The sequence below is a fragment of the Burkholderia sp. 22088 genome (assembly GCF_052045915.1).
In the GTDB taxonomy this organism is placed as follows: Bacteria; Pseudomonadota; Gammaproteobacteria; order Burkholderiales; family Burkholderiaceae; genus Burkholderia; species Burkholderia cepacia.
This window is the reverse complement of sequence record NZ_JBQEPY010000008.1, coordinates 257,352-269,980: the sequence shown is the minus strand read 5'-3', so window position 1 is coordinate 269,980 and position 12,629 is coordinate 257,352. Positions and strand designations below refer to the sequence as shown.

At 68.3% G+C, this 12,629-nt stretch carries 12 protein-coding genes; 7 read left to right on the top strand and 5 right to left on the bottom strand.

The window, feature by feature from the left end; genetic code table 11:
- Positions 1-57 precede the first annotated feature (57 nt).
- Complete coding sequence (locus tag ACTJLD_RS17685; RefSeq protein WP_440659374.1) at positions 58-1,173, bottom strand: succinylglutamate desuccinylase/aspartoacylase family protein; 1,116 nt, start codon at positions 1,171-1,173, stop codon at positions 58-60.
- A gap of 59 nt (positions 1,174-1,232) precedes the next feature.
- The gene (locus tag ACTJLD_RS17680; RefSeq protein WP_059684118.1) at positions 1,233-2,006 is read right to left on the bottom strand and encodes a transporter substrate-binding domain-containing protein; all 774 of its coding nucleotides are present in this window, start codon (positions 2,004-2,006) and stop codon (positions 1,233-1,235) included.
- Between the two features lie 136 nt (positions 2,007-2,142).
- Between ACTJLD_RS17680 and ACTJLD_RS17675 the strand changes: the two genes are divergently transcribed.
- Positions 2,143-3,063, top strand: a complete 921-nt coding sequence (locus ACTJLD_RS17675) for a LysR family transcriptional regulator (RefSeq protein ID WP_059496357.1) — start codon at positions 2,143-2,145, stop codon at positions 3,061-3,063.
- A gap of 41 nt (positions 3,064-3,104) precedes the next feature.
- Here the strand turns inward: ACTJLD_RS17675 and ACTJLD_RS17670 are convergent, their stop codons facing one another.
- Positions 3,105-4,436, bottom strand: a complete 1,332-nt coding sequence (locus ACTJLD_RS17670; RefSeq protein ID WP_060083778.1) for an MFS transporter — start codon at positions 4,434-4,436, stop codon at positions 3,105-3,107.
- Positions 4,437-4,495: 59 nt separating this feature from the next.
- Positions 4,496-5,686 carry a M20 aminoacylase family protein gene (locus ACTJLD_RS17665; RefSeq protein WP_060205774.1) on the bottom strand — a complete coding sequence of 397 codons (1,191 nt, stop codon included), beginning with the start codon at positions 5,684-5,686 and terminating at the stop codon, positions 4,496-4,498.
- A 218-nt stretch (positions 5,687-5,904) separates the two neighbouring features.
- On the opposite strand from ACTJLD_RS17665, the gene acuR reads away from it, so the two are divergent.
- From acuR to zwf, 5 genes are all read left to right on the top strand, one after another.
- A complete protein-coding gene (gene acuR / locus ACTJLD_RS17660) occupies positions 5,905-6,543 on the top strand; it encodes an acrylate utilization transcriptional regulator AcuR (RefSeq protein ID WP_059684112.1) in 639 nt (212 codons plus the stop codon).
- 45 nt (positions 6,544-6,588) lie between these two features.
- Positions 6,589-7,572, top strand: coding sequence for an acrylyl-CoA reductase (NADPH) (gene acuI / locus ACTJLD_RS17655; protein ID WP_048023465.1), 984 nt, complete (start codon positions 6,589-6,591; stop codon positions 7,570-7,572).
- Between the two features lie 85 nt (positions 7,573-7,657).
- Positions 7,658-8,236, top strand: coding sequence for a peroxidase-related enzyme (locus tag ACTJLD_RS17650; RefSeq protein ID WP_048023467.1), 579 nt, complete (start codon positions 7,658-7,660; stop codon positions 8,234-8,236).
- A gap of 75 nt (positions 8,237-8,311) precedes the next feature.
- The gene (locus ACTJLD_RS17645) at positions 8,312-8,440 is read left to right on the top strand and encodes a hypothetical protein (RefSeq protein ID WP_440659373.1); all 129 of its coding nucleotides are present in this window, start codon (positions 8,312-8,314) and stop codon (positions 8,438-8,440) included.
- Positions 8,441-8,711: 271 nt separating this feature from the next.
- Positions 8,712-10,187 carry a glucose-6-phosphate dehydrogenase gene (zwf, locus tag ACTJLD_RS17640; protein ID WP_059684106.1) on the top strand — a complete coding sequence of 492 codons (1,476 nt, stop codon included), beginning with the start codon at positions 8,712-8,714 and terminating at the stop codon, positions 10,185-10,187.
- Between the two features lie 175 nt (positions 10,188-10,362).
- Here zwf and ACTJLD_RS17635 read toward each other — a convergent pair whose 3' ends face one another.
- Positions 10,363-11,307 carry a LysR family transcriptional regulator gene (locus ACTJLD_RS17635; protein ID WP_059684104.1) on the bottom strand — a complete coding sequence of 315 codons (945 nt, stop codon included), beginning with the start codon at positions 11,305-11,307 and terminating at the stop codon, positions 10,363-10,365.
- Positions 11,308-11,408: 101 nt separating this feature from the next.
- Here ACTJLD_RS17635 and ACTJLD_RS17630 point away from each other — a divergent pair, with 101 nt between their 5' ends.
- The gene (locus ACTJLD_RS17630) at positions 11,409-12,620 is read left to right on the top strand and encodes an MFS transporter (RefSeq protein ID WP_440659372.1); all 1,212 of its coding nucleotides are present in this window, start codon (positions 11,409-11,411) and stop codon (positions 12,618-12,620) included.
- The last annotated feature ends 9 nt before the right edge of the window (positions 12,621-12,629 follow it).

Sequence of the window (12,629 nt, the reverse complement as noted above, 5' to 3'; positions counted from 1 at the left end):
AAATTTCTCGACGATTTCGTAAAGGTCGGGTTCGTTGGACGCGACGCGCGCCGCTCGTCACGCGCCGAGCAACATCCCCTTGCGCACCGGCACTGCGCCCGTCACGCGGCCGAGCGGCGCGCCGGCCATGACGAAACGGATCGCGCGGCGCATGTAGAACACGCCGTCGGTCCCGCTCGAGATCGTCGTGATCGCATCGGTCAGCGGATCGACGATGTCGAACAGCGGATCGCCGGCGCGGATCGTCGCGCCGATCGCCGCGCGGTGCACGAGGATCCCGCTCACCGGTGCGTAGAACTGCTCGCTGCCCGCGAGCGGCGTGGCCGGCGCGGCGAGCGGCGGCAGCGGCACGCGTTCGCCGCGTATCGCGCCGCGCCACACGAGATAGGCGACGAGCGCATCGGCATCGCGCTCCGCATGGTCGTACGTGACGTCGCGCTGCCCCCGGCACTCGACCGTCACGGCCACGGCGCCGCCCGCCATCGGCGTGCCGGCCGGCAAGTGCTGCCGCAACTGCGACCACAGCAGATGATGCGCATCGTCGAACGCGTGCCCGCCCGAATCCTCGGCGAGCAGCGACACCTGCGCGCCGAGATAGCGCGCAAGCGGCTCGACTTGCGGCCACGCGGTATCGCTCGTGTACACGTGCATCACCGCTTCGAGCGAGCAATGCAGGTCGATCACGACCTCGGCGTCGAACGACAGCTTCAGCAGCGCCAGTTGAAGCGCATCGAATTCCGTACGCGGTGCGATATCGTCGAGCGCCGCGCCGACACATTCGCGCACGATCGCGCGATTGCGTTCGCCGTCGTCGCCGAGCCGGTCGCGCGCACGCGCGGCGATGTCCGCGAGCGGCAGGAAGCCGCGATTGAAGTTGCGGCCGCTCGCAAGGTCGAAACGGCCGATGAACTGCCCGAGCAGATGATGATTGAGGCCGACCGGGTTCGCGACCGGCACGAGCACGATCTCGGCCGCGAGCCGGCCTTCGGCCTCGAGCTGCGCGAGACGCTGCTTCAGCACGAACGCCGCGAGCATCGCGGGCGTCTCGTCCGCGTGCAGCGCGGCCTGCAGGTAGATCTTGCGGCCGGTGCCGGCCTGCCCGAAATGAAAGCTCGTCAGCGTGCGCTGCGTGCCGATCGACGGCGACAGGAGTGGCGTGGTGCGAATCTGCATCGAGGGTCTCGAACGGATGAAAACGGGGCCGCGGGTACAACGGCGCGGTGGCTCGGCGCTCAGTCGCCGTACGGGTTGAAGTCGAAATACTTCTTCGCGATCCGGTCGTACGTGCCGTCCTTCAGCATCGACGCGATCGCGCCGTCGATCGACGCCTTGAGCGCCGTATCCGACTGCCGCATGCCGATGCCGACGCCGCGATCGCCCATGTCGAGCGGCGCGCCGACGAACGCGAAGCCGTTGCCCTTCGGCGTGCGCAGGAAGCCGTAGTCGGCTTCCACGGTGCCGAGCAGCGCCGCGTCGAGGCGGCCGTTGACGAGATCGGCGAACACGTCGTCCTGGCTCTTGTACGGCACCACGCTCACGCCGGCCGTCGCCCAGTGCGCGAGCGCCCACGATTCGAACTGCGTGCCCGACTGCACGCCGACACGCTTGCCGGCCAGCGACGCGGTCGTGCTGCCGAGGCCGCTCCCGGGCCGCGCGACGAGCCGCGACTTGAAGCGGAACAGCTTCGACGAGAACAGGATCTGCTTCTCGCGCTTGTCGGTGATCGCCATCGACGACAGGATCGCGTCGATCTTGCGCGCCTGCAGCGCGGGAATCATCCCGGAGAATTCGAGCTCGACCCACTGGCAGCGCAACTGCGCGCGGCGGCAGATCTCGTTGCCGAGATCGACGTCGAAGCCCTTCAGGCTGCCGTCGGGCGCCTTCGAATCCATCGGCGGATAGGTCGGATCGATGCCGAGGCGCACGACGTGCGCGTCGAGTGCAAACGCGGACGTGGCAGCCCAGCCAAGGCACAGGGAAACGAGCGGGACGAGGATACGTTTCATGGTCGACGGAGGACAGGAAGGAAGGCAAACGGCATCAGCCGGACTGCCTGCGATCGTAGGCGGCACGGGCCGCCGCCGGAACCATCGACTGCCTTATCATGATCGGTATTTCCGATCACCGGCCCCGCGCGTGCCCATGGCGTTCACGCTCTCCCAGCTCCGCATCTTCCAGGCCGTCGTCGAGCACGGCAGCCTGCGCGCCGCCGCACGCGCGCTCGATCTCGCGCAGAGCGGCGTCACGCAGCAGTTGCAGAGCCTCGAGGCGACGCTCGGCGCGACGCTGTTCACGCGCACCAATCGCGGGATCGTGCCGACGGCCGTCGGCCAGCGGCTGCTCGCGCGCTCCGGTTCGATCCTCGGCGAATGCGAGCAGGTCGAGCGGGAGATCCGGCAGTTGAGCGGCGCGTACGAAGGCACCGTCACGCTCGGCCTCGTGGCCGAACCGCTGATCGACGCGTTCGCGCCCGTGCTGAGCGCGTTCCGCGCGCGCTTCGACAAGGTCGATGTGCACCTGCGCACCGGCACGTCGCGGATGATGATCGGCTGGCTGCGCGAAAGCGCGGTGGATTTCGCGATCGCACTCGTCGCGAAGCAGACCGACACGACCGATCTCGCGGTCACGCCGTTGCGTGCGTCAGCGCCGGTGGTCGTGTGCCGCAACGGGCATCCGGCGATGCACGCAAAATCGCTCGCCGAACTGGCCGGCTACGCGTGGGTGTCGACGCGCTCGCCGAACCTGAGCGCCGACCCGGTCGTGAACCGGCTGCTCGCGTACTTCGACGCGCATGGCCAGCCGCCGCCGAGGATTCTCGCGACCGTCGAAGGGATGTTCGAGACGCTGCAGATCGTCACGCAGACCGATTCCCTCGCGCTCGAAACCGAAGCCATCACGCGGCATGGGCCGTTCGCCGGCGCGCTCGCGAAGGTGCCCGTGCGCGAACAGGCGGAATCGCAGGACATCTGCCTGCTGCAGCGCGCGGCCGTGCCGCTGACGCCTGCCGCGCAGGAACTCGCGACAATGCTCGCGTCGTACCTGCGGATGGTCCGCGGGCGGTAAGCGCGTACTGCAGCCCGCCGCCCGCCGTGCTGTGCCGCGCGTCAGTCGATCGAATCCCGCGCCGTCTCGCGCAGCATCGCGACCGCGATCAGCGACAGCACCACGCACGCGGCCACGTAGCCGGCCGGCGCGAGCTTGCTGCCGGTCGTCTTCACGAGCCAGGTCGCGATCAGCTGCGCGGTGCCGCCGAAGATCGTCACCGCGAGCGCATACGCGATCGAGATGCCGGTCGCGCGCACGTGGCGCGGCAGCGACTCGCACATCAGCGCCATTTCCGACGCCGAGCCGAGCGAATAGAACAGCAGCATCAGCGCGGTCAGCGGCAGGATCACCGACAGCGTCGGGTGATGGTTCATCAGCCAGAATGCCGGGAACAGCAACAGGACCAGCACGCCGCGGCCGACGAAGATCGGCAGGCGGCGGCTGCCGAGCCGGTCCGACAGCCACCCGAACAGCGGGCACGTGACCAGCATCACGCAGCCCGACGCGACGCCGACGAACATCGACAGCTTCATCGGCAGGCCGAGCGTGTGGATCGCGTAGGTCGGCATGTAGAACGTCAGGATGTAGGTCGACACCGTGCCGCCCATCACCGTGAGCATCAGCAGCAGCACCGTGCGCGTGTGCTTCGAGAACAGCTCGTGCAGCACGCCTCGTTCGATCCCGTGATGGCTGTCGCCCGGCGCATCGTCCGCGAGCCGGCGGCGCAGGTACATGCCGACCGGCGCGATCAGCACGCCGACGAGGAACGGCAGCCGCCAGCCCCAGCTTTCGAGCGCGTCCTTCGTCATCGTGTTCGACAGCAGCGCCGCGAAACCCGAGCCCATCAGCGCGGCGCCGCCCTGCGTCGCGAGCTGCCAGCTCGCGCGGAACGCGCGGCGCGACGTGCCGCCCTGCTCGAGCAGCGTCGACGTCGCCGCGCCGAATTCGCCGCCCTGCGAGAAGCCCTGCATCAGCCGCGCGAACACGACGAGCAGCGGCGCGGCCACGCCGACCTGCGCATACGTCGGCGCGATCGCGATCAGGCCCGTGCCGAGCGCCATCAGCATGATCGTCAGGTTCAGCGCGGCCTTGCGCCCCTTGCGGTCCGCGTAGACGCCGAGCACGACGCTGCCGAGCGGCCGCGTGAAGAAGCCGGCGGCGAACGTCGCGACCGACAGCAGCAGCGACGTGGTCGGGTCGCTCGACGGGAAGAACAGCTTGCCGATCAGCACCGCGAAGAAGCCGTACACGGTGAAATCGAAAAATTCCAGCCAGTTGCCGATCACGGCCGCCGCGATCGCACCGCGCCGCGTGACGGCCGGTGCGCGCGGCGTGCCGACTTCGGCGCTCCCCGTCGACACGGGGTGCAGCGCGAGATGGTCTTTCTGCATCGTTGTCCTCTCCTCTCAATGCGGCCGGAAGCGCCGGCCGCGCGCCACCGCCGCCGGAATCACCGCCCGAGGTAACGCTCCACGAGACGCGTCCAGAACGCCGCACCGATCGGCAGGTTGCGATCGTTGAAGTCGTATTTCGGGTTGTGCACCATGCAGCCGTCCTCGCCTTCGCCGTTGCCGAGCCGCACGAACGAGCCCGGCCGCTGCTGCAGCATGAACGCGAAATCCTCGCTGCCCATCAGCAGGTCGGTCTGCTCGACCACGTGCGCGTCGCCAACAAGTTCGCGCGCGACCTGCGCGGCGAAATCCGTTTCGGCATCCGTATTGACGACGACCGGATAACCTTCGATGTACTCGACGCTGGCCGTCGCGCCGTAGCTCGCGGCCTGCGATTCGGCCAGCTCGGTGATGCGGCGCTTGAGCAGCGCGCGCACGTCGGGGCTGAACGAGCGCACGCTGAGTTCGAGGCGCGCGCCGTTCGGGATCACGTTGTTCGCGGTGCCCGCGTGCATCGAGCCGACCGTGACGACCGCCGGCTGCGCGGGGTCGACGTTGCGCGCGACGATCGTCTGCAGCGCCATCACGATGCTGGCCGCGACGACGACCGGGTCGACCGTCAGGTGCGGCCGTGCCGCGTGGCCGCCGACGCCTTCGATCGTGATGATCGCCTTGTCGCCGGCCGACATGAACGGGCCGCGCCGCGTGAGGAACACGCCCGGCGCCGCGCCCGGATGGTTGTGCATGCCGAACACGGCGTCGCACGGGAAGCGTTCGAACAGGCCGTCGTCGATCATCTTCTTCGCGCCGCTGTCGACGCCGTGCTCTTCCGCCGGCTGGAAATACAGGTGCACGGTGCCGGAGAAGTTGCGTGTCTTCGCGAGCTGCTGCGCGGCGCCGAGCAGCATCGTCGTGTGGCCGTCGTGGCCGCAGGCGTGCATCTTGCCGTGCGTGCCGCTCGCATAGGGCAGCCCCGTCGCCTCGACGATCGGCAACGCGTCCATGTCGGCGCGAATGCCGATGCTGCGCGTGCCGTCGCCCACCCGCAGCGTGCCGACCACGCCCGTCCTGCCGACCCCGCGCGTCACCTGCCAGCCCCACTGTTCGAGCTTCTCGGCGACGAGCGCGGCCGTGTCGTGCTCTTCGTATGCAAGCTCGGGATGGTGGTGGATGTGGTGACGGATCTCGCGCAACCCGCCGGCGGCGGGCATCAGATCCTCGATTACGGTGAATCGGGTATCGGTGGTCATCAAGGGGCTCCTGCTGTTTGTCTGCACACGCAACCGGTGCGTGCGGGAAAGCGAGCCACTATATCGAGCCGATATCGGTTCAATAAGATGCGGAATTTTTCACCGCGATAAGGTTTTTTAATCAGGGTTAATACGGGCGTCGCTCGCCGTCCGTGCTCGATCGGATGGGCTCGACACGCGCCCGTTGATTTTTGAGACAAACGGTCTATTATTCGCGCATGGACGTTCGAACTGATCCGCCTCGCCGTCGCGGCAGGCCACCGAAGCAGCATGAAGACCTCGTCGCCACGCGGGACATGCTGTTGCGCACCGGGCTGGAAGTGCTCACCGAGAAGGGGTTTTCGGCCACCGGGCTCGACGAGATCCTCGGGCGCGCCGGGGTGCCCAAGGGCTCCTTCTATCACTACTTCGACAGCAAGGAAGCGTTCGGCCTCGAACTGATCGACCGTTATGCCGACTTCTTCGCGCGCAAGCTGGATCGCCATTTCAGCGACGCGGCGCGCTCGCCGTTGCAGCGCGTGCGCGCGTTCGTCGACGATGCCCGGGACGGCATGGCCCGCTACGAATACAGCCGGGGCTGCCTGATCGGCAACCTCGGGCAGGAAATGGGCGCGCTGCCCGAAAGCTTTCGCGCACGCCTGCGCACCACCTTCGAGGACTGGCAACGCCGCCTCGCCGATTGCCTGGCCGCCGCGCAGCAAGCCGGCGAACTGGCCGGCTCGGCCGACCCTGCCGAACTCGCCGCATTCTTCTGGATCGGCTGGGAAGGCGCCGTGCTGCGCGCGAAGCTGGAGCGCAGCGATACGCCGCTGGCCCTGTTCGCGCAGTTCTTCTTCAACGGGCTGCCCCGCCGCTGAATTTTTTTGCCGTTAACTAGACGATCGGTCTAGAAAGGAGGACGCATGTTTCAAGGCATCGTGATCGACAGGCATGAAACCGGCCAGCAAGCGCGGCTCGAGACGCTGGACGACGCGCAGTTGCCGGCCGGCAACGTGACGGTACGCGTGGGCTATTCGACGCTGAACTACAAGGACGGGCTGGCGATCACCGGCAAGAGCCCGGTGGTCCGCAAGTTCCCGATGGTGCCCGGCATCGATCTGGTCGGGGAAGTCGAGGACAGCACGCACCCCGACTATCGCCCCGGCGACCAGGTCGTGCTCAACGGCTGGGGCGTCGGCGAAACGCACTGGGGCGGCCTGGCGCAGAAGGCCCGCGTCGATGGCGACTGGCTGGTGCCGCTGCCGTCCGCCTTTTCGCCGCAACAGGCGATGGCCATCGGCACGGCGGGCTACACCGCGATGCTGTGCGTGATGGCACTGGAGCGGCATGGCGTGCGCCCGGACGACGGCGAGATCGTGGTGACCGGCGCGGCAGGCGGGGTAGGCAGCGTCGCCACGGCCCTCCTCGCGCGGCTGGGATACCGCGTCGTCGCCGTCACCGGCCGCCCCGCCGATGCCGACTACCTGCGGCAGCTCGGCGCGGCGGAGATCCTGGAGCGGGCGCAATTCAGCGAGCCCGGCAAGCCGCTGGGCAAGGAACGATGGGCCGGCGCGGTCGACGTGGCGGGCAGCCATGTGCTCGCCAACGTGTGCGCGACCACGCGGTACCGCGGCGTCGTGACGGCCTGCGGCCTGGCCGCCGGCATGGATTTCCCCGCGACCGTCATGCCGTTCATCCTGCGCGGCGTCACGCTTGTCGGGATCGACAGCGTCATGTGCCCGCGCGCCGACCGCCTGGAGGCGTGGCGCCGGCTCGCGTCCGATCTCGACGTCGGGAAGCTGGGCGCGATCAGCCACCAGGTCGGCCTGGGCGACGTCATCCCGCTTGCTGGGGAGTTGATCGCCGGCAAGGTTCGCGGCCGTATCGTCGTCGACGTCAACGCGTAACGTCGCCGCCGACCACCGGCGCTTCGTTTTTCGGACGGCCGCCCGCGCATCGAGCGCGGCCGCGCCGTCTTATCCAGGAGACCTCATGACCGCCGCAAGCACCGCCCCCATCAGCCGCTTTCCCGTGCCCGCGCTCGAAGACCTGCCCGAGGACATTCGCGAACGCATCGCGGCCGTCCAGGAAAAGTCGGGCTTCATCCCGAACGTCTTCCTGACCCTCGCGCATCGCCCGGACGAGTTTCGCGCGTTCATGGCTTACCACGACGCGCTGATGGACAAGCCGGGCAACCTGAGCAAGGCCGAACGGGAAATGATTGTCGTGGCCACCAGCAGCGTGAACCAGTGCCAGTACTGCGTGATCGCGCACGGTGCGATCCTGCGCATTCGCGCGAAGGATCCGCTGATTGCCGACCAGGTCGCCACCAACTATCGCAAGGCCGACATCACCGCCCGGCAGAAGGCGATGCTCGACTTCGCGATGAAGGTGTCGCAGGCCGCGCACCAGGTCGGCGAAGCGGATTTCGACACGCTCAAGTCGCAGGGCTTCGTCGAAGAAGACATCTGGGACATCGCGGCGATCTCGGCTTTCTTCGGCATGTCCAATCGCATCGCGAACGTGACGAACATGCGGCCGAACGCGGAGTTTTACGCGCTGGGGCGCTGAGCGCTCGGCGGGCAGTCGTGCGCTCACGCGGGCGGGACGGCCACCGGGCTGCCGAGCTTCGCAGCGTTCTTTCATGTGCCGAGCCTGACGCTCACGCGGCTCGGCCCGATTCCGGCCGACGGTTTCGCGATCGTCTGTACGCTCGCGATCCAGGCCGTGTCGCTGTACCGGATGCGTATGCCGGGTACCGTACCGATCGAGTGAGGCGACGCGGCTCGCAGGCCGGCGGCGCCACACCCTGCCGGCGAGCCGCCGCCCGACGACCGCCCATGCCGCTCACCCGCTCCGGCAGCGGCCCGGCTCCTTCAACGCCCGCACCGCCTGCAACCCGCCTGCGACCCATCCACCAGCTGCGCGACAGGAAACGGACACACACGCGATCCATCAAATGCGTGCACTATTAGGGTTTTGCCGTACCGGCGCCCGGCGCCTTCGACGTTCGTTCCACGCTCACCGTTTCAGACGCGAACCTCCCATGACGAATCAGCCTACCCAGACCGCGGCCGACCGGCCCGTTGACATGATCATCTTCGGCGGCGGCGGCGACCTGGCCGCCCGCAAGCTGTTGCCCGCGCTGTACATGGCGCACCTGCACTGCAACCTGCCGCCCGAGACGCGCATCATCGCGGTCGGCCGCCGCGACTGGGGCATCGACGGCTATCGCAAGTTCATGGACGAGCAGTCGCGCCCGTTCATCGACGAAAAGGCGTTCGATCCCGCCGCCTGGAGCCGTTTCCTCGACCTGTTCAAGTACGTGCTGATCGACGTGAACGCGCCGGACGACTACCTGCGGCTCGCGGAAGCGGCGCGCGGCGACGCGATCCGCGTGTTCTACCTGTCGACGTCGCCGGAGCTGTTTACGACGATCTGCGACAACCTGTCGGCCGCGCATCTCGTCGACAGGCACTCGCGCGTCGTCCTCGAAAAGCCGCTCGGTCACGATCTCGCGTCCGCGAAGGCGATCAACAACGCGGTCGGCAAGCACTTCGAGGAATCGCAGATCTACCGGATCGACCACTATCTCGGCAAGGAAACCGTGCAGAACCTGATGGTGCTGCGCTTCGGCAATCCGATCTTCGGGCCGCTGTGGCAGGCGCCGAGCATCCGCAGCGTGCAGATCACGGTGGCGGAGACGGTGGGTGTCGGCAGCCGCGCGGGCTTCTACGACCATACCGGCGCGCTGCGCGACATGGTGCAGAACCACCTGCTGCAGCTGCTGTGCATCGTCGCGATGGAGCCGCCCGTGTCGCTCGACCCGGACGCGGTGCGCGACGAGAAGCTGAAGGTGCTGCGCTCGCTGCGGCCGATGGCGGTCGCCGACGTCGCCCGCGACACGGTGCGCGGCCAGTACACGGCCGGTGCGGTCGACGGCCAGCCGGTAAAGGGCTACCTCGAGGAAGACAACGTGCCGGCCGACAGCCGCGCCGAAACCTTCGTCGCGCTGCGCGCGCACATCAACAACTGGCGCTGGGCGAACGTGCCGTTCTTCCTGCGCACCGGCAAGCGGCTGCAGCGCCGCCAGTCGGAAATCGTGATCGAGTTCGCGGACATGCCGTTCTCGATCATCCCGACCGGCCCGCGCCACTACAGCAACCGCCTCGTGATCCAGCTTCAGCCGGAAGAGTCGATCCAGCTGCAGATGCTCGCGAAAGAACCGGGCAGCGGGATGAACATGGTGCCCGTGAGCCTGAACCTCGACCTGCAGCAGGCGATTCCGGAGCGGCGCGCAGAAGCATACGAACGGCTGCTGATCGATGTGATCCGCGGCCGCCTCACGCACTTCATGCGGCGCGACGAGCTTGAAGCCGCCTGGTCGTGGGTCGAGCCGATCCTCGACGGCTGGAAGCAGCTCGGCGATCGGCCGCGCCTGTACACGGCCGGCACGTTCGGGCCCGCGGCTTCGTCGGCGCTGCTCGCGCGCGACGGGATGTCGTGGTCCGAGGAAGCGTAGGACGCGCAGCACGCGACGGCATGTCGGCGGCGCACGCGCCGTCGGCATGCCGGATCACATCGGCGCGCCCGCCGCGCACCGCCCGCCTCCGCGCCGTTCGCTTCGGCCGGAGGAAGTCCGCCGAGCCGTCCCGCGCGGGAACGGCGCCCGGCGGCAACGATGCAGCCGCCCCCGGCTACACCGTCCCCATCCACGCCGCCTTGCGCCGCGCCGGCGCATCGCTGCCGCCGCTCCCGCCGCCCAGCACCTCGATCATGTAATCGACGAACGACGCGATCCGCGACGAAATCGCGGTATTCCGGTAATACACCGCGTTGATCGGCTGTTCGACCTCGAGCGTCTGGCGCGCGAGCACCTGCACGAGCCGCCCGGCCTCGCGATCCTGCGCGGTCATGAAATCCGACAGGCAGACGACACCCGCGCCCTCCAGCGCGAGCTGCCGCAACGTCTCGCCGCTCGACGAACAGATGTCCGGCTCGATGCGGCACGCTTCGCCGTCCGCGCCGAGGATCGGCCACACGTTCAGCGATTCGGGCTGCGTGAAGCCGAGCAGCGTGTGCTTGCCGAGATCCTCGACCTTGCGCGGCTGGCCGTGCGCTTCGAGATACGCGGGGCTCGCGAAGATGCGCAGCCGGCTGTTGCCGATGCGCCGGCTGTGCAGCGTCGAATCCTTCAGCCGCCCGATCCGGATCGCGACGTCGGTGCGCCGCTCCAGCAGGTCGATGATGCCCTCGTTGCTGTTCAGTTCCAGCTCGACTTTCGGGAAGCGTTCGCGATAGCCGCGCACGAGCGGCACGATCACGTGCAGCATGAACGGCGTCGCCGCGTCGACGCGCAGCCGCCCCGACGGCATCTCGCGCCGCGCGAGCATCTGCTCTTCCGCCGTCTCGACCGATTCGATGATCGCGCGCGCGTCCTGCAGGAACGCGCGCCCTTCCTCGGTCAGTTCGAGCCGGCGCGTGGTCCGGCGCAGCAGCGTGGTCTTCAGCTTCTCCTCGAGCCGCGCGAGCGTGCGGCTCGTGGCCGACACAGTGAGGTCGAGCTGCTGGGCCGCCGCGGTGATCGAACCGGTGTCGACCACGGCGGCAAAGGCCTGGAGTTCGTCGAGCGTGATCTTCATTGTTGATCTGAAATCAAAACAATTTGGTTTATAGACCAGTTTTTCCGCAAAAGTAAAGTCGGCACACTGCGATCCATCCTTACTGGAACCTGGATCCCATCATGCCACTCGCCCTGCTTGCGCTGACCATCAGCGCCTTTGCCATCGGCACGACCGAATTCGTGATCGTCGGGCTGATCCCGACGATCGGCGCCGATCTCGGCGTCAGCCTGCCGTCGGCCGGCCTGCTCGTCAGCCTCTATGCGCTGAGCGTCGCCATCGGCGCGCCGCTGCTCACCGCGCTCACCGGCCGCGTGCCGCGCAAGACGCTGCTCGCCGGGCTGATGGCGCTCTTCACCGTCGGCAACCTCGTCGCCTGGCAGGCGCCGAGCTACGAATCGCTGATCGTCGCGCGCGTGCTCACCGGCCTCGCGCACGGCGTGTTCTTCTCGGTCGGCTCGATCATCGCGACCACGCTCGTGCCGAAAGACAAGGCCGCCAGCGCGATCGCGACGATGTTCAGCGGAATGACCGTCGCATTCGTCGCCGGGATTCCGCTCGGCACCTTCATCGGCCAGCACTTCGGCTGGCGCGCTACGTTCCTGATCGTCGCGCTGTTCGGCCTCGTCGCGTTCCTCGGCGCGGTGGCGTTCGTGCCGCGCGGCCTGCCGCAGACGCCGCAGACGCCGCCGGCGCCGCTCGCCCGCCAGCTGCGCGTGCTGGCCCAGCCGCGCCTGCTGCTCGTCTATGCGATGACGGCCGTCGGCTACGGCGGCTCGCTGATCGCGTTCACGTACATGGCGCCGCTGCTCGAACAGATCGCCGGTTTCACGCCGTCGCAGGTCAGCCTCGTGCTCGTCGGCTACGGCGTGTCGGTCGCGTTCGGCAACGTGTGGGGCGGCAAGCTCGCGGATGCCGTCGGCCCCGTGAAGGCGCTCAAGCGGATCTTCCTGCTGCTCGCGATCGTGCTGCTCGCGCTGACCTTCACGATCCACGTGAAATGGCTCGCGGTGCTGACGATGCTCGCATGGGGCGCGGTCGCGTTCGGCAACGTGCCGGGGCTGCAGGTGTACGTCGTCAAGCAGGCGCGCCACTTCGCGCCGGACGCCACCGACGTCGCATCGGGCTTCAACATCGCCGCCTTCAACCTCGGCGTGGCCGGCGGCTCGTCGCTCGGCGGCCTGATCGTCGCGAACGTCGGCCTCGGCCACACGCCGTGGATCGCCGCCGCCGTCACGCTCGGCGCGTTCGCGCTCACCGCGCTGAGCGGCCGTCTCGACCGCCGCCACGGGCTGCCGGAACGCACGGCCGAACCCGTCGAACTCGCTCATTGAACGTCACTT